Below are 21,794 nucleotides of genomic sequence, written 5' to 3'. Positions count from 1 at the left end.
ACCGTTGTGAGACAGGGCCGTTGGCAAGACGGCTCTGGTATGAGGAGCCAGCCCGCCATTTCACGTACGCGGACAGGCGCCGGACTTCAGCGAGCGTCGGAGTTGCTTCCGATCCACTCGTCGGGGATCAGAGCATCGCCGCGCCAGTTGTGGCGTACAGCTTGCTGGAACCACGGTTCGGGGAGGTCAGCGTGATCGCACACGATGATTTGCATGTCGGGTGCCAGCTCGCTGGCGACGTCTCGCATGAACTCGAACAGGCGACGTACCGCGGCACGGTCATCGTCATGGCTGGGGATGCCGCGGTGCTGGTCCACCTCGGACGGGTAGTACGCCTGAGTGGGCTGGTCGAGCATGAGCAGGTGAGGCACCGGTCGGCGCTGGCGAACAAAGTAGCGGTGCAGTGCGAGGTGGGCGATGAGGTGGTAGCCGATCCAGTTCTCGGCGCTGCCGATGCGAAACAGCGGTGCTGGCCCGCTGTCGGTGTCGATGACGACGGTGAGGCGGTGCAAGTCGAGACGGATGTTGCCGCCGCGGTGCTCAAGTTCAAGTCGGTCCGCCCAACGGGTCATGTCGGCGCCGACGACGCCGAGCCGTGAGGTCACCTGCTCACGTTCTTCGTCGGGGTCGAGGTCGGCGGCTAGACGGTCGACGTTTCGACGGGCTATGTCGACGCGGGTGCGTAGACCGTCGAGGGTGTCTTCATCTCCGGCTTGGCGTAGGCGGGTCAGATACAGGTCGATGCGGCCCTTGGTGAAGGCTCGGTCTTCTCCACGGCTGCGGGCCGCATCGAGGGCGGCGTCAGCGGCGCGGAGTCCGGCCAGGGCAGCGTCGGCTCCGCGTAGCTCTTGGCGGACGCTGTCGGCGCGACGCTCGAGTTCGTCGAGGGCAGCCACACGTCGCGGCTGGGCGCTCTCGACGGCCCGGAGCTGGCTCCGAAGATCATCGAGGGTCTGCTGCAACTCGCTGATCTGGGGATCGGGCTCGCCCAGGCCGTTGCCGCATATCGGGCAGATGTGGGCGTCAACGTGACCGTTGGGTTGCACTAACTCCAGGCTTTGCAGCCGGCCGGCACCGACGCGGACGGCTGTCTGGTAGTCGCGCTCGCCGCGAGCTTGGTCATCCAGTAGTGCGCGCTGCTCGCCGATGGCCCGCAACTGTCGGCGCAGGTTGTCGCGGCGCTGTTCGAGTTCCCGGCGTCGGGTGTCGTTGTTGTGGTCGATGGCTAGGTCGACGGTTGGGGTACCGAGGGCCTGTGTCAGGGCTTCCACGGCAGCGTCACGGCCGTCGACGTCCGTGCTGGCAATGAGCCCTTTGGCGTGGGCTTCGTTCAGCAACGCTCGGAGCTCGACCTCCACATCGCGGTTGAGTCTCTCGGCAGCGGCCAGGTCGGCCTCAAGGCGGCGAAGCTGGCGGCGAGCAGTCTGCAACTGCTGGCGCCTGGCGGCTTGGTCACCCGGCACGGCGCCAAGGAAGTACGGCAGTGTGTCGGTGATCGCCTGGTGGATCCCGCGGTCGCCTTGCCGATGGAACAGCAGGTCGCGGTTACCAATTTCGCCCTGGCGTTGCAGGCATAAGAGCAGTGCGTGGCCGAGGTGGGCCTCCAGAGGGGCACGTAGGGCACCGGCCTCGGGGAGGTGCAGGTTCTCGCCGATCCCGATAAGCCGGCCGAGCTGCTGGCGGACGGTGTCGGAGTCGACGTTGACCATCAGGTCGGCGTAATCCAGCGGCTGCAGATCCGCGCCGAGTTCCAGCATTGCTTGTTGGGTGGAGGCGCGACCGGCCCGTGGGGCTGGGCGGGCGACGAACGCGCGGGTGGGCTTCCCCCTGAGATGTGGACACCCTGAGACTGGATGTTGGTCCAGAGGAAGGGGTGTCCCCGTTGGGGCGTCCATCGAAGTACACGGAAGAGTTCCGGCGTGACGCGGTTGATTTGGTTCGCTCGTCGCGGCGGCCGATCAATCAGGTGGCCCGTGAGCTGGGGATGAGTCACGAGACGCTGCGCAACTGGGTCCGCGCCGCTGAACGCCAAATCCAGACGGGTTCGGGGGCCTCGGGCGAGGCGCTGTCGGTGGCTGACAAGGACGCCGAGATCGCTCGGCTGCGGCGTGAGGTCGCGGAGTTGCGGCAGGAGAAGGAGATCCTGCGTAAGGCAGCCGCCTATTTCGCGAAGGAGATGGATCGGTGACCGGCCGCTTCCGGTTCATCTCCGCCCACCGTGCCGTGTTCGGCGTCAAGCGGCTGTGTCGGGTCCTGGCGGTGTCCCGCTCGGGGTTCTATCGCTGGAGCGCCAGCGAGCCCGCTCGGCAGGCTCGCGCCGCCGGTGAGGACGCCCTCGCCGAGCAGATCAGGGCCATCCACGCCGGCTCCGGCGGCACCTACGGCTCCCCGCGGGTGACCGTCGAGCTGCACCACCAGGGCGTGCGCGTCAACCGCAAGCGGGTCGAGCGGATCATGCGCCAACGCGACGTGGTGGGCCGGCACCTGCGCCGCCGCAAACGCACCACCATCCCCGACCCGGCCGCCCCACCAGTGCCGGACCTGATCGGCCGGGACTTCACCGCCACCGCACCGGACCAGCGATGGTGCGGCGACATCACCTACCTACGCGTCGGCGCCGGCTGGCTCTATCTGGCCACGGTCATCGACATCGCCACCCGACGGCTGATCGGCTGGTCGATCAACACCCACATGCGCGCGGAACTGGTCATCGACGCCCTCGACGCGGCGGTCGCCGCCCGCGGCGGCCGGGTCGACGGCGTGGTCTTCCACTCCGACAGGGGCGCCCAATACGGCAGCGGCGATTTCGCCGACGTCTGCCAACGGCACGGCATCCGCCGCTCGATGGGGCGGATCGGCTCGTCGTACGACAACGCCCTGGCCGAGGCGTTCTTCGCCACCCTCAAACGTGAACTCGACGTCGACCGCCGCACCTGGACCAGCGAAGCCGACGCCCGCCGCGACGTGTTCCGGTGGATCGCCTTCTACAACCACCGACGCCGCCACTCCGCACTCGACTACCTCAGCCCCGCCGACTACGAACAGACCCTCACACCGACTACGCTGCACCAGATCGCGGCATAACCCGGTGTCCACATCCCGGGGGGAACCTCACGGGTGGTGGGTAGCTGGACAAGCACCGCGTACCACGAGACGGTGTTGGTAATCGGCCCAACTGGCATGGTGACGGTGTCACGGCCCAAGCAGAACTCGGTGATGTCGAGCAAGGCACTCTTGCCGGTGGCCGACCAGCCGGTGACGATATTCAGCTCACCGGGCCGGAAGTCGACCACGCGCCGGTCACCGGCTCGGTTGTACAGCACGATTGCTAGCAGATTCATGTCGTCAGGGCTCCACACCGAGAATCGCGAAGGCGGTGCCGGGCTGGTCGGCCTTGGCCAGCCAGCGGCCCACTAGTTGTGCACTGCGCAGCAGTTGCCGAAGCTCAGGGTCGCGGCTCCTCCCGACCGCGCCGCTGAGCCCGCCAGCCTCGACGGTCAAGACGCCATGGCGCAGCCCGAACCGGAGGCCCTCCCGGACTGCCGGCGTAAGTGCCCGCGCCCGCGCCGCGAAGCCAGTGTGCAGCAGAGCGTTGCGGGACACCCACGAAGCGAGGTGCGTCGTGGTGCTGCGGGGCAACGCCTGGCGGGTGCTGCGGTGTAGGACCAGAGGTGCGACGACAAACGCTAGCGGCCAAATCATCGTCCGCTGCCGTTCAGTCCGGTAACCAGCCGCGGCAGCGGCCAACACAGTCGCCACCATCGCTGGGTTGAGGTACGCCGCCGACACCTGCGGTCGATCCTGCCAAGCCGTCACTGGCTGCCCGCCAGCAGCAACGACCCAACCCGGTCGGCGAACTCGGGATGCCAACCCACCCGACCCGCATCGGCGAGTTCGTGGTGCTTGCCCCGACAGAAAAACGACTCGTCGTAGCGGTCGCGAACCCGGATGCCAGTGCGATCGAGAGTCTCGCGCAGCAGCCGCAGCCCGGCCCGCCGCTTGGCATCCTCGTCCGCGTCGGCAGGTAGCTCGGCCACCATCCACTCGTACTCGCGTTCCCACTCGTCGCGTAACCGTGCCTCAAACGCTTCCAACTCATCCAAGCCGATGAGGTCGTCATCGATCCAACGAGCCGTCTGCGCATACGCCCGGTAATAGTCGATGATCGCCTTCTGGATCAGCCGTGCTGGTGTGCCGACCCAGCGCAGTTGCTGCACGAAGCGCCGGTCCAGGTAGGTCACTTCTTCGGCAGGATCGAAGTGCTCCGGCTGCACCAGCGTCGGAAGGTTGTCGCGAGTGAACTGGTCACGCAGCTCATCAATCTTTACCGCGACATCGACGGCGTTGACCCGTCGTCGATGCCCCTGCAGCAGGTCGACGACCTTGGCGTGCCACCACGACCACAGCAACCCCATAAAGGTGTCTTCGTGCCCGCGCGGCAGCGCCCAGCGCAGGACCCGACGCACCGCATCGTCCAGATCGCGGATCAGAGGTGCGGCATCCAGCAGATAGATACGGGCGACGAAGACTGCGCGCACCGCGGGGTCAAGGTCCAGGAACTGGCGACGCCAACCAGCGCTCACCTCGGCGGTCGAATCCGCTGCTGCGGCCTCCAGCAGCGCCAGCGCCCGCTTGACGTCTCGTTCCAGCGGTCGTAGCGCCGCTGCGGCACTGTGCGGTCCCGCTGTCTGCGTCGTCACCATGGTGAGCGTCGGGCCCTCCGGATCACCCACGTCCTGGGTATCCATCCACGCTCTGAGCGTGCGCCATATGTCGACGTCCTTGTCACCCAGCCCGCGGCCGGCACGGAGGTGATGCTTCAGCTGCAACAACTCAGTAGGTGTTCCGTCTCGCTCCCAAGCGACATCGTCGTGCAGCTCCAAGGTGATGGCACAGTCAGGCCGCTCTTCGGACCGCCGCAGCAGCTCAAGCAACGGCCACTGTGACTGGTACAGGTAGCCCAGCGCAGATGGTGCGGCGTTGTGCAACGACGACGACACGACGCGTAGTGTCGCGGAGTGAGCCGATCATGTCCAGACTTGCGTCGCTCTTTTGGCCGACGGGCCGGGCACCAATCCACTGTTTGGCAGGCCGTCCCAAGGTGACACGACAGGGCGCTCGGTACGACGTGTTGACGGCGCTGCCGAAGCACGGCTGCCTGACCGATCGTGACTACCTGGACCGTCGGGCTCTGCGCCGGTCTGACTTGGTGACCTCTTCGGCGATCCCGAAGAGGTCACCAAGGCGGCTAGACTTGCGCGAGCTTCAAGGTCTTGCCGATTGTCATCGGCGGTGGGGCAATGGTTCGTGTCGCCCCTCGGACACGAACAGAATCCCAACGGTGCGCGGCAAGCTCAACACTTGCCCGCACCGTTCGTGTTTCCGGGTCGTACGACAGGTGCAGCCCGAGGCTGCGGTAGACCTCCAGATTGTGTTCCGGCTCGGCGTCTCGCAGGGCGTGCACGAGGTCGCCTGCGCATGGAGAGCGGTCGCCGTGCCCGCGAGGTCGGCACCGGGTTCGTGGCGGTTCCGGAAGCGACGGCGTCCTGGCCGGTCTCCAGCAGGGTTCTGCCGCGAGCGAACCCGCTTGTCTTGTTGCGGTGCGCTTCGGAGGATCGGTGGATGGATCTCCTCACCGCGGAACGGCAACTCCAAGCCGCCCAGCGCGCCGCCGACGTCGAGTCCCTCGACGTGCTACTGCACCCGCAGGTGGTGGGTGCCGGACCGGACGGCACGGTCTTTACGAAGGAAGACGACTTGGAGAGCTACCGCTCCGGTGCACTGCGAATCACCAGCCTGGTGGAGGAGTCGCTCGGCGTCCAGGAAGACGGTCAGACTGGGGTGACTCGCATGGTCGCTGCGGTGGATGCCGTTCAGGGCGGTGTCGCTATGTCCGCGCGGTTGCGCTACACCCGACTTTGGGTGCGTGAGGACGGCAACTGGCGGGTGTTGGCCGCCACCTTCGTCCCGGTCTAGGGAGCCTCTTCAACTGCGGTGCACCGGGTTCTCGAGGTGATGAAGGACGAGGATGGAGTGCACGATCGCGGTGGCGCGGCGTGGGCGGCAGCGCAGCTTTGTCAGGACTTGCCAGGTTTTGGAGGTGGCGTTGGCGCGTTCACCGATGGCGCGGATGCGGGCGTGAGCGGCGGTTGACCTTCTTCTGCCAGGGCGCTGCGGGCCGACTTTCACCAGAATTTCCTCACCCCTCGCCAACTCCCTGGACGCCATGCTCGCCGAAGCCCGCGAGTGCCGGCTGTCCCTCGTGCTGTCCCACCAGGATCTTGCCCAGGTCCCAAAGATCTCCTCGCCGCCGCCTCGACCAACGCCCGCAACAAGCTCTACTTCTCCTGCGCCCCGGAGGACGTACGCGTCCTTGCCCGCCACACCCTGCCGGAACTCGACGAGCACGACCTTTTCGGCTACTGAACGTAGTCTGCGCTGGTATTTGCCGAGCAGTGAGGGGCGCCGACCTCGCGCCTTGTCTGCGGCAGACCCGCGCACGAGGCTGGTCACTCGATGTCGTGCCCGGGGTGGTGTGCGCGTCCGGACGTCCGGCGTGCGCGTCTATTGGGGACGTTCAGGTGGGTCGGCGAGAGCGTACGGTCACCTTGGCTAGATATTCATGTTGCTTGTATATTCGGCACCATGCGATCGACTTCGCGTCCCGCGCTGCGGGAACCGTCGTACTTCGTCCTTGCTGCCCTACTCGGTGGCCCTCTCCACGGGTATGCCGTGATCAAGCGGGTGACTGAGCTGTCCGATGAGCGGGTGACACTCGCTGCCGGCTCGCTGTACTCAGTGATCGATCGGCTGCTCGGCGAGGGACTCATCACCGCCGACGGTGAAGAGATCGTCAACGGGCGTGCCCGCCGCTACTACCGGCTCACCGACGAGGGCCACCGCGTACTCGCCGAGGAAGCCGACCGGCTCGCCCGGGCCGCCCGGGTGGTCATGGATCGCCTGCCGCACCGGAGCTTCCCGCAGGGAAGCACCCATCAACCTTCTATCGCGAGGATCAGACCAGCATGAGTTCTGATGTTCTGGAGAAGCGTTACCGCATGCTGCTGCGGGCCTATCCGGCCGGTTATCGCCGCGAACGTGCCGACGAACTGATCGATACGTTGATCGGCGAGGAACCGACCACCCGCCGCTGGCCCAGCGTCCGGGAAGCGGCCTCGCTGATCCGGGGCGCCCTACATGTGCACGGTGGCAGCACCGCGGCCCGGCCCACCGCCGTGCTGCTCTGGCAGGGCATCCACCTGGGTGCCATGGCGGTGCTGGCGCTGGGTGCGCTCATCGGCCTGGACGACCTCGTCGAGGCGTTCCAGTTCGGCGGATTCTTGGACCCCCTGGCCGTCCTGCGGGATCAGGGCATCTTCGCGGTCATGGTGATCGCGGCGCTGGTGGCGCTCGTCGCGGGCCGCACCCGCACCGCTGCCGTCCTGGTGGTAGCTGCGGTGGTGGTGCCGACCGCGATCTCCCCGTACCTGTTCCTCAACGGCCTGCCGCAGTGGTGGGCAGCGGTTGTCGCCACGCCTTTGATCCTGGTGGGCCTGCGGCGTCCGGCGGACGTGCCGCCGACGCCCCGGGCCAACGCCGTTCTGGTCACCGCCGGCATACTCGCCCTGCATCTGATTCCTGGGGACGGCTTCCGCAGGGTCGACATGAACTCGCAGATCGTTGCCGCCACCATGGTGATAGTCGGGGTAGTCGCCTTCCTGTGGGTGGCGACGGCCGACCAGCGACTGCTGATTGCCGTCGTTCCCACCCTCCTGCTGGGCACGCTCCACCAACTGGGCAACGCCGGGTCGACGGGGGAACTGCTGCACCGGCCCGACGCCCTGCCGTCCCTGGTCGTCGCGGTCCTCATGGCAGTCGTCGCGGTCATTTCGACCCGGCTGCGTCAGCGCACCCGCGCCTGACCAACCGACGGGCGGTCCGGCCACGGCCGGACCGCCCGGGCAAGAATCGGTGGAACAGCCTTACGCCATAACGACATAGCCGATGAGCGGCGGCAGCGGCTGGTGGCAGCGTTGGACGGCTGTGTTCCAGGCCGCGATCGACGGTACCGACTGTCCGCGTATCGACTACGGCTACTCGCGACACCTTTCACGCCGCAGGGGCGGCAGTTCGGACGTAATAGAGCGACACGGGCTGCACTCGGCTGCTCTTCAACGGTCGTTGGCTGCGTCGCTGATCTCTCACGGCCGGACTCCGGAGGGAGTCTTGTCCCCCATGCGAGCTACCTGCAAGTGTCCACCGCACGGGGACGATTGTGGCGGCCGAACTCCATAGGTTTCTTTGTGTCCGCGGCGCTCCGGTCGCGGACTGCGAAGGAGTCGTCATGCGCTTCGTCAAACAGCTTCTCGCCGTCGCCGCCGTCGCCCTCGTCGGCGGGCAGAGCATCGCCGCCGTCGAGGGCAGTTTCTTCCTCACCTTGGTGATCGGCGCTGTGACGGCGGTGCTGGGCGTGGTCGTCTACCGGTGGGTCGTGCGGCGCACCGAGCGCCGTGAGCCGACCGAGCTCGGCCCGGACGGTTGGAGCGGGAAGCTGGGCCGCGGGACGCTCATCGGCTTCGCCATGTTCGCGGCCGTCATCGCCAACATCGCGTTCCTCGGCGGTTACCACGTCGAGGGCTGGGGTTCGCCGACGCGAGCGCTGGGTCTGCTCGGGCTCATGGCGGCCATCGCGGTCACCGAGGAGCTGCTGTTTCGCGGGGTGCTGTTCCGCATCATCGAGGAGCGTACGGGCACCTGGATCGCTCTCGCCCTGACTGGCGTGGCGTTCGGCGCGATGCACCTGGTCAACCCGGACGCCAGCCTGTGGGGGGCGACCGCCATCGCGATCGAGGCCGGGTTCATGCTGGCCGCCTGTTACGCCGCCACCCGGAACCTGTGGGTCCCGATCGGCCTGCACTTCGGCTGGAATTTCGCCGCCGGCGGCATCTTCAGCGTCGCCGTGTCGGGTAACGGCGAGTCGAAGGGGCTGCTTGAGGCCTCGACGTCGGGGCCGGTCGCGCTCAGCGGCGGCGCTTTCGGGCCGGAGGGCAGCCTGTACGCGGTGCTGGCCGGCGTGGTGCTGACCGTGGTGTTCCTGTGGCTGGCCAAGCGCCGCGGGCGCATCGTCCCGCGCCGCGGCCGTACAGCGAAGGTCCCGGCAACCGCTACGGTGTCCCAGTGAGCAAGTTCCGGAGGCTCCCGGATCTGTGGCGGCAGTGGCCGATCACGGTCCGGGACCTCCCGTTCGCGCTGGCCTTGGCCCTCGCGGCGGTGGTCCCGGCCCTGGAGCGGCAGGGTACGCAGCTCGGCGACCTCCCGGACCGCCCGTACGACGCGCTGACCGTCGGTGCCGTCGCCCTGGAGTGCCTGCCGCTGGCCGTACGCCGTCGGTGGCCGGCCGTCTGCCTCGCGCTGGTGTCGCTCGGCTTCGCGATCGACCAGCTCCGCGGCTACCACACCATCGCGGGTACGGGACTGGCCATCGCGCTCATCAGCGCCGGCGCCCACCTGGAGCGGCACCGCTGGGTCGTCGCGGGTCTCGCCTCGGCGGCGTACGTGCCCCTGGCGATCTCCCTCGACCGGCTCGGATCGGGTGAGGGCGTCGCCGGGTTCACCACCTTCTACCTTCTGCTGGCGCTCGCGTGGGGCATCGGGGCGTGGCTGCGCCAGAACCGGGCCGCCGAGGCGGAACGCCGCCGCCATGTCGAGCAGGCCACCCGCACGGCGGAGCGCACGCGCATCGCCCGGGAGCTGCACGACGTCGTCACCCACCACGTGACGGCGATGGTCGTGCAGGCCGAGGCGGCACGCTATCTGACGGGCGCCCCGGACAAGCTGGACCAGGCCTTGAGTGCGATCACCGGCACCGGCCGCCGGGCCGTCGGCGACCTGCGGCAGCTGCTCGACCTGCTCAACCCGGATCACAACGCAGGCGACCCTCGTACGCCCTCCGTCGGCGACCTGGACACCCTCGTCGACCATTCCCGGCAGGCCGGGCAGCCGGTCGAGTTCGTCCGGGAGGGCACGCCGGCGACGGCCACCGGCAGCGCCGAGGAGGCGGCGTACCGCGTGGTGCAGGAGGCGCTGACGAACGCGCTGAAGCACGCGCACGGCAGCCGGACCGAAGTTCGCCTTCACCACGGGGAAAGGGAGACGACCGTGGAGATCAGCACCGACGGCTCCGGATCCGCCAGCGCGTCTCCGGGCGGCAGCGGGCGCGGCCTCGCCGGGCTCCGCGAGCGGGTCACCGCCCTCGGGGGCGACTTCAGCGCTGGCGTGCAGACCGACGGCGGCTTCCTCGTGCGGGCCCGGATCCCGGCCGGGTACCCGTCGTGACCGCGCCGATCCGGGTGCTGGTCTGCGACGACCAGGAGCTGATCCGCGCCGGATTCGCGACGATCATCGACGCCCAGCCCGACATGGAGATCGTCGGCGAGTGCGGCGACGGGCGCGCTGGGGTCGACCTGGCCGCTCGGCTCCGGCCGGACGTGGTGGTGATGGACGTCCGGATGCCGGTGCTCGACGGCATCGAGGCGACCCGCCTGCTGGCCGGCGCCGGGGTCCCCGAGCCGGTGAAGGTCCTCGTGGTGACGACGTTCAACCTCGACGAGTACGTCTACGAGGCACTGCGTGCGGGCGCCAGCGGCTTCCTGCTCAAGGACGCCCCACCGGCGCAACTGCTCCACGGCATCCGCACGGTCGCGACGGGCGCCGCGCTGCTGGCCCCGGAGGTGACTCGGCAGTTGGTGGGCCGCTACGCGGCCCGCATCCGCCCGGCCGAAGGCGACCCGAGCAGCGGCGCGCTGACCCCGCGCGAGATGGAGGTGCTCCGCCTCATCGCGGAGGGTTTGTCCAACAGCGAGATCGCCGCGGCCCTGGTGATCAGCCAGGAGACGGTAAAGACATACGTGTCCCGCATCCTCACCAAGCTCGACCTGCGCGACCGGGTGCAAGCCGTGGTGTACGCGTACCGTCGGGGCCTGGTGACCTGAGGTGGCCGCTACTCCTGTCGGCGCTGGCGGTGCCACTATCGCGGCATTCCCCGATCCGGGCGCTGCTGCGGATACCGTATGCCGCGCCTGTGGTCCCACGGATGCTGGGCGTGGATGATTCCGCGCTGCGGCGACGCAGCCGCTACGCGACCGTGCTGATCGATGCTCGAACACGGCTGCTCGGCCAGGGACGTACGGCTGCGGTGGTCGCTCTGCGGCCGAGGTCGAACCTCCGCGCACAAGAAGAAGGCCCGCACCGAGCCGGTGCGGGCCTTCTTCTTGCTGACATCCGGTCAGAGCTTGCCCCAGATCTGGTTGGCGGTGCCGGCGCAGTCCCACAGTTGCAGCGCGGCGCCGTTGCTACCGACCCAGTCCTTGATGTCCACGCATCGGCCGGAGGAGACGTTCACCAGGGTCCGGGCGGAGGTGAGGGTGAATCGCTGCACCGGGTTGGTGTTGCAGGCGGTCAGTTGGATCGGCGTGCCGTTGGCGAGGGCGCCACCGGCCGGGTCCATGCACTTGCCCATCGCCCGCAGCGTGCCGTCCCCGTGGAAAGCCCAGCTCTGCGCGGCGCTACCGTTGCAGTCGAACATCTGGAGGCGGGCTCCGTCGACCGGGTTGCCGCCCGGGATGTCGATGCAGCGACCGCTGAAGTTGGACTGCAGCATCGTCGCCCCGACCGGCGGGGTCGTCGGCGGGTTGGTGCCCGGTGGTACGCCGGGGTCACAGTCGTTGGTGGTGACGACGCTGTCGACGTGCACGGTGCCTCCGGAGCGGTACCCGTTGATCGCCGCAGCCGCCTGCGTGGGGCTCAGCACCTGCTTCTTGGCGTGGTACACGTAGTCGACCGACTGGATCCAGGTGCTGGTGCCGACCCCCGTGTGCCCCGTCAGGTCGATGAACCACTGGTTGAAGTCGATCGACATGTTCTGCCGGGGGTAGAACTTGCCTGAGTGGTCACCGACCAGCGCGCCGTCGATGTAGTACTTCACGTGACCACCGGAGACCGTCGCCATGACGTCGTGCCAGCCGTTGATGCTGCCGGCCTGCTTGCTGTGCTGGTTGTCGGCGTACCACGGATCGGCCACGTAGGTGTACCAGCTGGTCTGGTAGTTGATCGGGCCCGGCTCACCCCAGCCGCCGTTTGGCAGGTACTCGGAGAAGTCCAGCTCGGAGTACATCGGGTCGCGCGGCGCGGCAAGCGGGGAGATGGCGTAGAAGGTCTGGTTCACGTGGTCGCCGTCCGGGCCGCTGACCGGGGCGTCGGCGAACTTTATCCGGGCGAGGTAGGTGCCCTCGAAGAAGCGGCGGTCGCTCTGCGAGAACTCGGCGTGCGACGTACCGCCCGCGGTACCGTCGGTGACCGCTCTCAGCTGGGCGACCTTCTGCCCGTCGACGGTCGGGAACGACACGTTGTCAGCGAGCCAGCGCGCACCACTCACGCCCGGGCCGCCGGGACTGCTCCGGATGCGCCAGCCCCGCTGGCCAAGGGCCGCGTCCGTACGGGATGAGTAGTTGAAGTCATCGAAGAGCACGCCGCAGCCGACCGCGGCGCTGCTGCTCGGTGCGGCGACGATACCGATGCCGGTGAGGGCTGCGACGGTTGCGGCGAGGGTCGCACCAATGGCGACCTTGCGGATTGGCGTTGGCGTAGGCCCCATGAGGGTGGGCTCCTTCGCATGAGAGGCGCCGGCCGGCCTGGGGGCCTGCCAGGACTGAGGCGGGACGATGATCTCAGCACCGGACTGACCAGTGGTGTGGCAATCGGCTGTCTGGATACCCTCGCCCACGCCAATGATTTACGTCAATACCGCGCGTGCGGGCAGGTGTACCGCAACGACGTAACCCCCCGGTACGGCCACGGGAGCGGGGACCGTTCACCGCGCCGCAGCTCGCCGGGCACATGGAGGACCTCAAGCCGATCGCACAGTGGATCTGGGCCCCGGCCGCGACCGAGACCCTGGAGCAGGTGATCGGCGTCGGCGAGGCGGGCCGGTACTGGTGGTCCCACGAGTCCGTCACCATCGCCGCCGCCGAGCGACGAGCCGCAGCCCCGGACCGGTACGGCGGTAACCGGCACGCCACCGGTCACCACGGCAGCCACGGCGTTGGCCATGACGGCGGTGGTTTCGCCGGCGGTGGTCCCAGCGTGCACGTCTGGTGGTCGAACTGCTGCTGCACCCTGCCGTGCAGGGCACCTCGGTGGTGCTTTTGCTCGACGCCGCGCTCGACCGCTGACTGGCCAAGCCGGGGGAGGCCGTGTCCCGCTACGTCGCCGGGGTGCATTATGGCCGGTGGTCGTGCCGTCCACACTGGTCTGACGGTCCGAGTTGAGGCGCGTTCGTGGGCGGACGTCCGTCCAGGCAGGTCTGGCCGACGCCGGAGAACGTCGATATCGTTACCGGCCAATCGGACGGCCGGTGATCATTCGTCGTCCGCCGACCTGCCCAAGCCCCGAGATGAGAGGACGCGCTCGTGGCCTCACCCGCCGATTCGACGGTCGCCGGCGGCGACGTCGAGCCGCAGCGGCCCATTCCACGGTTCCTCACCGAGTTCACGCCCACTCGGTGGCGCCGTCGGCTGAGCCCTTTCTCGCGCGTACCAAAGCATTCCAAGATGGGCGAGACCTGGCACGTGGCGGCGAAGACCGCCCCGGACGAGCTGGTCATCGTCGATCGCCCGCCGGACATCGACCCCGACGGAGCCGAAGCCCGCACCTACACCGAGTGGGCGGAGCTCGTCGATCGCGCCGCGGCCTGGCTGCACAAGGCGGGCGTGCGCCCGTGGGACCGGGTGGCGATCCTCAAGCAGAACCACCTGGACATCGTCGTTCTCGGCTGCGCCATCGCCCGGATCGGCGCCATCCCCTGCATGTTCTCCGGCTCCTATGGCCCGGAGGCGATGATCCCGATGCTGGAGCGGCTGGAACGGCCGTTCCTGTTGACCGACCAGAAGCACCTCGACAAGTGCGGCATCACCCCGGAGGTGGTGGCGGAGCTGACCGTACGCACGATCAGCGTCGACGCGGTCGCGGACCGGCCGGACGTGCTGCGCCTGGACGACTTCAAGGACGCGCCACCGGTCCAGCCGAACATGCGCGAGTTCAAGGAGCCGGTGGTCATCACCCACACCTCCGGCACCACCGGCATCCCCAAGCTGGTCATGCACTCCGCCGAGTCCATCTACGCGATGGCGATCGTGGAGACCGAACGGTGGCCCCGGTTCGGGCTGCGGCGCAGCGACACGGTGGCCTTCTGCGACCCCTACACGCACGAGCGGCTCACCACCATGCAGCTGGCGATGGCTGCGGTCGGCCCACGGGTGATCTATCTGTCCGACCCGCTGTCGCCACGGGTCCGGGAGCTGCTGGCCGAGCACAAGCCGACACTGGTGGAGGCGCTGCCGAACATCTACCTCGCCTGGGAGCCGCTGGCCCGCGACCCCGCCGGCCTGTTCAGCAACGTGCGGGAGTACGTCAACTCGTTCGACGCCATTCACACCCGCACGATCCGCACCTTCATGGCCGCCACCAAGCGCCGCTTCCCGATCTGGGTCCAGTCGTGGAGCCAGAGCGAGAACGGCGCGCTGTGCATCCGGCCGTTCTTCCGCTTCGTCGTGCGGCGCAGGGGGCACCGGCCGCCGCCGACGCAGCTGATCGGCTGGCCCATCCCGTTCCACGCCAAGATGCGGGCGGTGGACCCGGAGACCGGCAAGGAGGTCCCGCGCGGCCAGGTCGGCCTGATCGAGATCGACCAGCCGGGACGGTGCCTCGCGTACGTGGGCGAGCAGGACCGGCATGACCTGAAGTGCAACGGCAGGTGGTGGAACACCGGCGACCTCGCAGTCATCAACAAGTGGGGTGCCGTCCGGATCGTGGACCGGGAGATCGACCGGATTCCCGGCGGCAGCGCGATCGAGTTCGAGGACCTCATCCTCGACCGGATCGAGTACACCACCGAGGTCGTCATCCTTCCGGTCGCCGGTGACCTGCCGGTACCCGTGGTCAGCACCATGGACGACGTACCGCTGGACAAGGCCGACTGGGATCGGGCGGTCGCCGACCTGAGCCCGATGGCCCCGCCGATCCAGATAGAATGGGACGAGTTCCCACGAACCGGCACGTGGAAGATCCGCCGAGTCGCGCTTCGGGAGAAACTGCTCTCCGGTGCCCAGGCGATCGGCATCGGGCGCTGGAACTGACCGTCGTCGTCCTCTGACCACAACGACGCGGCGCCGGTGGAGACTGTGCCGGCGCCGCGTCGTTGTGGACCACCGCAGTCGAGCGAAGGGTAACTGCGATGTTGGATCTCCTCGGCCGGCTCGCCCACCGGGCGCGGTGGTGGGTGATCGCTGCCGCCGCGGTGTTCCTGGTCGCCGCGGGCGGCTGGGGCGCGGGCGCCTTCGACGACCTGGCCGTCGGCGGGTTCACCTACGCGTCCAGTGAAAGCTCCCGCGCCGACGAGGTCGAACGCAAGGCGCTCGGACGCAACGACGCGGACGTCGTCGTGCTGTTCGGCAGCGACCGCTGGACGGTGGAGGACCCCGCGTACGCCGACGCCGCCCGGCGCGTGCTGGACGGGCTGCCGGCGGACCGGGTCGAGGGCGTCACTGACTACTGGCGGGCCAGGGTTCCCGCCCTCGTCAGCACCGACCGGCAGGAGACGTTTGCGGCGGTGCAGATCGCCGGTGCCACCGAGAACGACCGCCTCACCAACTACCTGGCCATCAAGGACAGCCTGACCAGTCCGGATCTCGACGTCACCGTCGGGGGCCCGCTGGCGCTGATCGACGACGTCAACAGCCAGAGCAAGGCCGACCTGACCCGCGCCGAGGCGTTGGCGTTGCCGATCCTGTTCCTGCTGCTGGTGTTCATCTTCCGCAACCTGCTGGCGGCGCTGCTGCCGGTTGTGGTCGGAGTGCTGGCGATCGTGGGTTCGATGGCCGGCCTGCGGCTGCTGGCGCAGTTCACCGACATCTCGATCTTCGCGGTCAACGTGGTCACGCTGCTCGGTCTCGGACTGGCCGTGGACTACAGCCTGTTCATGGTCAGCCGGTTCCGGGAGGAACTCGGCGCCAGCCACCCCGTCCCGGAGGCGTTGCGACGGACCATGGTCACCGCGGGCCGGACCATCGTCGTCTCCGCGGTGACCGTCGCGCTCGCGCTGGCCAGCCTGGCCGTCTTCCCGCAGGTGTTCCTCCGGTCCATCGCCGTCGGAGGGGTCGCCGCGGTGCTCCTGGCGGGGTTCTTCGCGATGACCGTCATGGCGGCGATGCTGTCTTTGTTCGGGCTGCGGCTGCGGGAACGTCGCCGCAGGCCGGTCGACACCGACCCGAACTCCGGCGCGTGGGCGCGCATCGCGCGGACGGTGATGCGCCGACCCGTACTCGTCGGGGGCGCGGTCATCGCCGTGCTTCTGGTTCTCGGTCTGCCGTTCCTGCGGATCTCCTACGGCTGGCTGGACACCCGGGTGCTGCCCGCCTCGGCGGAGAGCCGGCAGGTCCAGGACGCCATCGAGCGGTCGTTCCCGGACAGCGTCACCCGGCCCATCGAGGCCATCGTCACGCTGGACGGCCCGGTGACCGGTTCGCCCGGTCGGGAGGAAATCACCGCGTACGTGCAGCGGGTGGCCGCGCTGCCGGGCGTGCGGCAGGCGGACGTGAGCGGTCTGGCCGGCGACACCGCGCGGGTCACCGTCCGCTTCGACGCGGAACCGATCTCCGAGCAGGGCAGGCAACTGGTCGACGCGGTGCGTGGCGTCGCACCGCCGCCGTCCGGCACGGTGCTGGTCGGCGGCGACGCCGCCGGGTTCGCCGACCTGATGGACATGCTCGGGCAGCGGCTGCCGTGGATGGCGCTGCTCGTCGTGGCCACCACGTTCGTGCTGCTGTTCCTGTCCTTCGGCTCGCTGGTGCTGCCGGTCAAGGCGATCCTGATGAACGTGCTGAGCCTGACCGCGGCGTTCGGCGCGGTGGTGTGGGTCTTCCAGGACGGCAACCTCGCCGGGCTGCTGCGGTTCACCTCCACCGGCAACATCGACGTGGTGCAACCCATCCTGATCTTCGCCGTCGCGTTCGGGCTGTCGATGGACTACGAGGTGTTCCTGCTCTCGCGCATCCGCGAGCACTACGACCTCAGCGGTGACAACACCGAGGCGGTGGCGGTCGGATTGCAGCGGTCCGGCCGGATCATCACCAGCGCGGCCCTGCTGCTGGTGGTGGTGATCGGGTCGTTTGCGACCGCGAGCGTGCTGGTCGTGAAGATCATCGGTATCGGGCTCGCACTTGCCGTCGTCGTCGACGCCACCATCGTCCGGGCGCTGCTGATGCCGGCTACGATGCGGCTGCTCGGCCGGCTCAACTGGTGGGTGCCCGGGCCGCTGCGGCCGCTCTACAGCCGGTGGGGGATCCGGGGGGAGAGCGGCAACCTGGACGCGGAGCGTACGTCCGTCTAGAGCCGCGCCGCCGATGCCCGTACCGGAAAGGCCCCCGCCGTGCCCGCGTGCCGTGGCCTGGGGGCGCCCCCAGGCCACGGCACGGAGGTCAGTAGATCAACGCCCGGCCGAGGCCCATGTCGGTGAGGCGGGTGGAGTGCACGATGCTCGTGATCTCGACGGCCTTCTGGAGGCGTTCCTCCGGCGTGGTGTCGATCAGCCGCCGCCCGTCCCACACCTCGTAGTCGCCGATGGCGGCCAGGTGCGGGGCGATGCCTTCCTGGAACCAGTTCTCCCAGCGGGTGAGCTGGTCGGAGACCGGCAACTGCTCCCACAGTCGCATGCCCTCGCGGATGAGCTCGACGAGGCGTTCCTTGTCGTCGGGGTGCCGCTGCAGGTGCTCGCGGATGATCGACGTGCCGACGGCCAGGTGGCGCACCTCGTCGATGGCGGCGCCCTTCTCCATGTCCGCCATCCGCGGGTCGATCGGCCGCCACTTGCGTTCGCTGAGTTCGAACGACGGGGCGAGGAAGCCCTCGACCAGGATCGTCAGCAGCACCACGCCGCCGAGGAAGTCCTGTCGATCGCGCACGATCGGCATACCGTAGTCCTCCAACGGATCGAGGATGGCTGCCCTGTCGTGCGCGGTCTCCCGCGCGATGACGGCGGCGACGTCCCGCTCGTCGATGCCGAGGTTCCGCAGGTGGTTTCGGAAGATCATTGCGTGCCGGGTCTCGTCCATCAGCTGGGTGGCGTAGAACTCGGCGGTCGTGGAGTCCGGTGCGCACGCCACGATGTAGCCGATCGCGCGGGCCGCCCGCTCCTCGGCCAGCGCGCGGAACGCGACCTCCTGGATCAGCGCGTCGCGCAGCGGGCCCGGCTCGTGCAGGAAGCCCGGGATCACCAGCTCCGGCGAGTAGCCGAGGATGTTCCCGCGCAGCGTGCGCTGCGGAACGTTGGCGAACCAGTACCGCAGGTCGCAGTCGCGTGCGGTCAGCCGGATGCCCTCCGCGCCGTCGAACAGGGAGGACGCCTGGTCCCAGTCGGCGGCCTCGTCCGCCGTCATCCCCGACCGCTCGCCGCTGCGGGGGGCGGCGGGCTGGGGGCCGTAGGTGACCACCGGACGCGGAGCGGGCACGGCGACCGGTGCCCCGTCGGCGGCTCGAGCCGGGGCCGGGGCTGGCTCGATCGCGCGGCCGGCCGCGGGCGCGGCGGACGGCGCGACCACGGACGGCTGCGCCGCAGCGGTCGGTGCCTGCGGCGCGACTGGTGCCTGCGGCGCGACCCGCGGCTGTGATGCGACCGGCGCCTGTGCCGCTGCCACTTGCTGTGGCGCCGCCGGTGGCTGCGCGGCCGGTGCCGGGCTGTCGTTCATCATGAACGGGCCGGTGCCATCGAGGAAATCGACCAGCGGCGACGCGACGCTGGCCCGCGACGGCGGATGGAACGCGACGCACTGGCAGGCCGCGACCAGGTAGGCCACCTCGGGGGAGCGGATGAACGACATGCCCCCGAGCATCTCCACCGCCTGGCGGGCGGCGTCGGTGATGGCGTCCTGCGCACCGTAGCGGGCCATCAGGACGCGGGCCAGCGCGTCGTTGTCCCTGTCGCCGGCCTGCATGGCGCGGGCCGCGCCCTCCAGCAACTGCGTCGCCGTCTCCAGGCGGGTGCCGAGGGCGGCGCGGTCGGTGACCGCGCCGCGCCGGTCGGCCAACGCACGTTCCACGAGCGCGCTGGCCATGCCCAGGTACGACGCGGTGATGAGCAGCTCGAACCAGATGAACCCGACGGTCTGCAGGTCGTCGAGCATCCCGTCCGGGCCGTTCTCGGTCGGGATGACCAGTTCCTCCTCGATGAACACGTCGGTCAGCCGGACTTCGTCGCTCTCCGCGCCGGCGAGCACGCTGCTGCCCCAGAACGGGTGCCGGGTGATGCCGCGTAGCGTGGCCGGCATGAGCAGGAAGGCCGTCTGCTGGCCGCCGCCCTGTGCGGGCACCGCCACGCTGGCCGTCAGCAGGTCCATCGAGTGGCTCAGGCTGCACGGTTTCTTCGACCCGTTGATCCGGTAGCCGCCGTCCACCGGCGTCGCCGTCATCGCGGGGGAGAGGATCCCCTGGGCCGGGCGGCCCTCGGCGAAGCCCGAGGAGACCAGCAGGTTGCGGTTGGTGATCGCCTCCAGCAGGGCCCACTCCATGCCCGAGTTCTTGATGCTCTCGGCGAAGGTGAACAGCGTCGCCACGGAGAAGTGGTGCATCGTGGTCGCGACCGTCAGCGACGGCGCGTGGGCGCCGATCGCGCGGGTGACCCGCACCGCGTCCAACGGGGACGCGCCGAGCCCGCCGTAGTCCTTCGGGATGACCAGGCTCGGGCCGCCGCTGGCCCGGAACGCCGGCAGCGTGGCGCCGCCGGAGGCTTCCCGTTGCTCGAACGGGATCTTCGACAACCCGTCGAGCAGCCCCGGCAGGTACGACTCGCAGAGGGCGCGGGCCTGATCGAGGGATCGCACAGAATTCCTCCGGGGACGACGGTCAACGAGGGATGAGTGAGTGGGCCGCCGCGCGGCGCAGCTTGCCTGACGGCGTCTTCGGCAGGGTGCCCGGTGGCAGCACCACGATCTGCGCCGGACGGGCGTCGACGTCGGCGAGCACCCGGTTGGCGATGGCGTCGGACAGCGCCTTCTCGGCGGCCGGGTCCCCGGCCAGGCGTGACTCGACCAGCACCGCGAACGACTCCCGGGCCACCGAGTCGCCGGCCATGAGTCGTACCGCCGCGACGTTGCCGTCCCGGACGCCGTCGACGCCGGCGGCCGCGCGTTCGATGTCGGTGGGGTAGATGTTGCGGCCGCCCATGATGATGACGTCCTTGCGGCGGCCGCAGACCACGATCTGCCCGTCGACCAGGTAGCCCTCGTCGCCGATGTCCAGCCAGCCGTCGTCGTCGAGGGCGGGCGCCGGGCCGTCCTCGGTGAGGTAGCCGCGGGTCACCGAGTCACCGCGCAGCTGCAACCGGCCGACCTCGCGGTCGCCCAGCTCGGCGCCGGAGTCGTCGACGACCCGCACGGCGGCGCTCGGGTGGGCGGCGCCGAGCATGGGCAGCCGGCGTACGCCGGCCGGGTGGCCGTCGCCCGCCGGTACCGCCCGCCGGTTCTTCTCCAGCTCCAGGGCATCGACGGTGTCGAGGAGCATCGGATCCGACAGCGCCGACAGCGAGATGACCAGGGCACTCTCCGCCGCGCCGTAGCAGCAGTTCACCGCCTCGGGGCGCAGGCCGAACCGTGCGCCGGCCGCGACGAATGCCTCCACCGTAGACGGGTCGATCGGCTCCGCGCCGTTGCACAGGGCCTTCAACCGGGACAGGTCGAGCGAAGCGGCGTCGGCGCGGGCGAGCTGCCGGGTCAGGATCGCGTACGCGAAGTTCGGCGCGGCCGTGATCGTGCCGCCGTAGCGGCTCATCAGTTCCGCCCACACCATCGGACGGGCGAGGAACTCCGCGGGCGTCACCATGACCAGGTCGATGCCAGTGAACATGGGCAGCAGCAGGCAGCCGACCATGCCCATGTCGTGGAAGAGCGGCAGCCAGCTGACCAGCACGTCGTCGCCGCCGCACTCGAGGTGGGCCGCGGTGTCGGCGAGGTTGGCGTGGATGTTGCGGTGGGTGATCCGCACCGCCTTCGGCTCGGCGGTCGAGCCACTGGTCAACTGCAGCAGCGCGGCGTCGTCCTCGGCGGCGGTCACGACGGTGAACTCCCGGTCGCTGTCCAGGTCGCCGATCATCAAGTGGGGGATGCCCCGTTCGCGCAGCACGCCGGCCATCGCCTCGAACGGCGCGCCCACCAGCACCAGCCGCGCGTCGATCATGCGCAGCACCCGCAGCGTGTCGTCGCGCCAGACCGACAGGTCGGTCCGCGGGGTCGGCTGGTGCAGCATGGTCACGCTGCCGCCGGCCAGCCACGTCCCCTGGACGACCCGCGCGACCTCCCCCGGGTCACCGGCCAGGACCGCGACGGCCTGGCGGGGGGCCAGCCCGCCCGCGACCAGCGCCGCCGCCGTACGCCGGGCCGCCTCGTGCAACTGCCCCCAGCCGCGCCGCACCGGGTTCGCGGGGGCGCCGGTGACCATGCCGCCCGGGGACCTCCCGGCGATGCCGACGACGGTGTCGACGAAACGGCTCACCTCAGTCTCGCCAGAATCATGCGGGCCAGCCTAGACAGGCCGATCGACAAAGACCATAGATCCTTTGTGGAGTCCGTACGGGCGATTGTGCACGCGGACAGGACCGATAAAGGATGACCGCTGCCCGGTAGTCGACCGCGGCACTGACGATGATGATCCGGAAGGCGGCCGCCTGAATGGGTGACTCCAGGACGCAGTGG

16 protein-coding genes and 3 pseudogenes are annotated in these 21,794 nt (G+C 69.4%); 11 read left to right on the top strand and 8 right to left on the bottom strand.

Annotated elements, in window-relative coordinates:
- Positions 1 to 86 precede the first annotated feature (86 nt).
- Positions 87 to 1,757: a DUF3732 domain-containing protein gene (locus tag CLT72_RS10290; protein ID WP_486484213.1), complete on the bottom strand. Its 1,671-nt coding sequence runs from the start codon at positions 1,755 to 1,757 to the stop codon at positions 87 to 89.
- A gap of 125 nt (positions 1,758 to 1,882) precedes the next feature.
- Between CLT72_RS10290 and CLT72_RS10280 the strand changes: the two genes are divergently transcribed.
- A protein-coding gene (locus tag CLT72_RS10280) for an IS3 family transposase (protein WP_375547185.1) occupies positions 1,883 to 3,084 on the top strand; the annotation gives its coding sequence in 2 pieces (ribosomal slippage) (positions 1,883 to 2,167 and positions 2,170 to 3,084; 1,200 coding nt in all).
- Here the strand turns inward: CLT72_RS10280 and CLT72_RS10275 are convergent.
- The 3 genes from CLT72_RS10275 to CLT72_RS10265 are packed head-to-tail and all read right to left on the bottom strand — an operon-like array spanning position 3,036 to position 5,000.
- Complete coding sequence (locus tag CLT72_RS10275) at positions 3,036 to 3,341, bottom strand: hypothetical protein (RefSeq protein WP_199184539.1); 306 nt, start codon at positions 3,339 to 3,341, stop codon at positions 3,036 to 3,038. The genes CLT72_RS10280 and CLT72_RS10275 overlap by 49 nt on opposite strands.
- A gap of 4 nt (positions 3,342 to 3,345) precedes the next feature.
- On the bottom strand, positions 3,346 to 3,816 hold the full coding sequence (locus CLT72_RS10270; protein ID WP_101411160.1) for a three component ABC system middle component: 471 nt from the start codon (positions 3,814 to 3,816) through the stop codon (positions 3,346 to 3,348).
- Positions 3,813 to 5,000 (bottom strand): ABC-three component system protein, encoded by a 1,188-nt coding sequence (locus tag CLT72_RS10265; RefSeq protein ID WP_101411158.1) that lies wholly within the window; start codon positions 4,998 to 5,000, stop codon positions 3,813 to 3,815. Before CLT72_RS10265 ends, CLT72_RS10270 begins: the two co-directional genes overlap by 4 nt.
- A gap of 622 nt (positions 5,001 to 5,622) precedes the next feature.
- On the opposite strand from CLT72_RS10265, the gene CLT72_RS10260 reads away from it, so the two are divergent.
- The gene (locus CLT72_RS10260) at positions 5,623 to 5,976 is read left to right on the top strand and encodes a nuclear transport factor 2 family protein (RefSeq protein WP_101415076.1); all 354 of its coding nucleotides are present in this window, start codon (positions 5,623 to 5,625) and stop codon (positions 5,974 to 5,976) included.
- 9 nt (positions 5,977 to 5,985) lie between these two features.
- Here CLT72_RS10260 and CLT72_RS10255 read toward each other — a convergent pair.
- A pseudogene (locus tag CLT72_RS10255) lies at positions 5,986 to 6,147 on the bottom strand (IS5/IS1182 family transposase); the annotation flags it as partial.
- A gap of 33 nt (positions 6,148 to 6,180) precedes the next feature.
- Between CLT72_RS10255 and CLT72_RS32635 the strand changes: the two are divergent.
- The 7 genes and pseudogenes from CLT72_RS32635 to CLT72_RS32630 form a co-directional block, all read left to right on the top strand.
- Positions 6,181 to 6,414: pseudogene (locus CLT72_RS32635) on the top strand (hypothetical protein); the annotation flags it as partial.
- 231 nt (positions 6,415 to 6,645) lie between these two features.
- Complete coding sequence (locus CLT72_RS10250) at positions 6,646 to 7,029, top strand: PadR family transcriptional regulator (RefSeq protein ID WP_101411156.1); 384 nt, start codon at positions 6,646 to 6,648, stop codon at positions 7,027 to 7,029.
- A gap of 29 nt (positions 7,030 to 7,058) precedes the next feature.
- A complete protein-coding gene (locus tag CLT72_RS10245) occupies positions 7,059 to 7,922 on the top strand; it encodes a hypothetical protein (protein ID WP_486484212.1) in 864 nt (287 codons plus the stop codon).
- A gap of 422 nt (positions 7,923 to 8,344) precedes the next feature.
- Positions 8,345 to 9,181 (top strand): CPBP family intramembrane glutamic endopeptidase, encoded by an 837-nt coding sequence (locus CLT72_RS10240; protein WP_101411152.1) that lies wholly within the window; start codon positions 8,345 to 8,347, stop codon positions 9,179 to 9,181.
- On the top strand, positions 9,178 to 10,335 hold the full coding sequence (locus CLT72_RS10235) for a sensor histidine kinase (RefSeq protein ID WP_101411150.1): 1,158 nt from the start codon (positions 9,178 to 9,180) through the stop codon (positions 10,333 to 10,335). The genes CLT72_RS10240 and CLT72_RS10235 overlap by 4 nt, the downstream gene beginning before the upstream one ends.
- Entirely contained in the window at positions 10,332 to 10,991 is a 660-nt protein-coding gene (locus tag CLT72_RS10230; RefSeq protein ID WP_101411148.1) for a response regulator, read from the top strand. The genes CLT72_RS10235 and CLT72_RS10230 overlap by 4 nt, the downstream gene beginning before the upstream one ends.
- A gap of 11 nt (positions 10,992 to 11,002) precedes the next feature.
- Positions 11,003 to 11,164, top strand: a pseudogene (locus CLT72_RS32630) (ISL3 family transposase); the annotation flags it as partial.
- 120 nt (positions 11,165 to 11,284) lie between these two features.
- On the opposite strand, the gene CLT72_RS32625 reads toward CLT72_RS32630, so the two are convergent.
- Complete coding sequence (locus CLT72_RS32625) at positions 11,285 to 12,652, bottom strand: ricin-type beta-trefoil lectin domain protein (protein WP_101411146.1); 1,368 nt, start codon at positions 12,650 to 12,652, stop codon at positions 11,285 to 11,287.
- Between the two features lie 955 nt (positions 12,653 to 13,607).
- On the opposite strand from CLT72_RS32625, the gene CLT72_RS10215 reads away from it, so the two are divergent.
- Positions 13,608 to 15,191, top strand: coding sequence for a class I adenylate-forming enzyme family protein (locus tag CLT72_RS10215; protein WP_199184538.1), 1,584 nt, complete (start codon positions 13,608 to 13,610; stop codon positions 15,189 to 15,191).
- A gap of 98 nt (positions 15,192 to 15,289) precedes the next feature.
- Positions 15,290 to 17,443 carry an MMPL family transporter gene (locus CLT72_RS10210; RefSeq protein ID WP_101411142.1) on the top strand — a complete coding sequence of 718 codons (2,154 nt, stop codon included), beginning with the start codon at positions 15,290 to 15,292 and terminating at the stop codon, positions 17,441 to 17,443.
- 88 nt (positions 17,444 to 17,531) lie between these two features.
- Here CLT72_RS10210 and CLT72_RS32220 read toward each other — a convergent pair whose 3' ends face one another.
- Both CLT72_RS32220 and CLT72_RS10195 read right to left on the bottom strand, forming a co-directional pair.
- Positions 17,532 to 19,928, bottom strand: a complete 2,397-nt coding sequence (locus tag CLT72_RS32220; protein WP_199184537.1) for an acyl-CoA dehydrogenase family protein — start codon at positions 19,926 to 19,928, stop codon at positions 17,532 to 17,534.
- Between the two features lie 22 nt (positions 19,929 to 19,950).
- Positions 19,951 to 21,594, bottom strand: a complete 1,644-nt coding sequence (locus CLT72_RS10195; RefSeq protein ID WP_101411140.1) for a fatty acyl-AMP ligase — start codon at positions 21,592 to 21,594, stop codon at positions 19,951 to 19,953.
- Positions 21,595 to 21,794: the final 200 nt, after the last annotated feature.

This window comes from Micromonospora sp. CNZ309, from assembly GCF_002846525.1.
The sequence above is the reverse complement of the archived record's forward strand: the minus strand, read 5'-3'. Positions and strand labels throughout refer to the sequence as shown.

Excerpts from the sequence above, each read along its gene's own strand:
- CLT72_RS10290 (WP_486484213.1), bottom strand. The coding sequence starts at position 1,757 with ATGCTGGAACTCGGCGCGGATCTGCAGCCGCTGGATTACGCCGACCTG.
- CLT72_RS10275 (WP_199184539.1), bottom strand. The coding sequence starts at position 3,341 with ATGAATCTGCTAGCAATCGTGCTGTACAACCGAGCCGGTGACCGGCGC.
- CLT72_RS10260 (WP_101415076.1), top strand. The coding sequence starts at position 5,623 with ATGGATCTCCTCACCGCGGAACGGCAACTCCAAGCCGCCCAGCGCGCC.
- CLT72_RS10250 (WP_101411156.1), top strand. The coding sequence starts at position 6,646 with ATGCGATCGACTTCGCGTCCCGCGCTGCGGGAACCGTCGTACTTCGTC.
- CLT72_RS10245 (WP_486484212.1), top strand. The coding sequence starts at position 7,059 with ATGCTGCTGCGGGCCTATCCGGCCGGTTATCGCCGCGAACGTGCCGAC.
- CLT72_RS10240 (WP_101411152.1), top strand. The coding sequence starts at position 8,345 with ATGCGCTTCGTCAAACAGCTTCTCGCCGTCGCCGCCGTCGCCCTCGTC.
- CLT72_RS32625 (WP_101411146.1), bottom strand. The coding sequence starts at position 12,652 with ATGGGGCCTACGCCAACGCCAATCCGCAAGGTCGCCATTGGTGCGACC.
- CLT72_RS10215 (WP_199184538.1), top strand. The coding sequence starts at position 13,608 with ATGGGCGAGACCTGGCACGTGGCGGCGAAGACCGCCCCGGACGAGCTG.
- CLT72_RS10210 (WP_101411142.1), top strand. The coding sequence starts at position 15,290 with ATGTTGGATCTCCTCGGCCGGCTCGCCCACCGGGCGCGGTGGTGGGTG.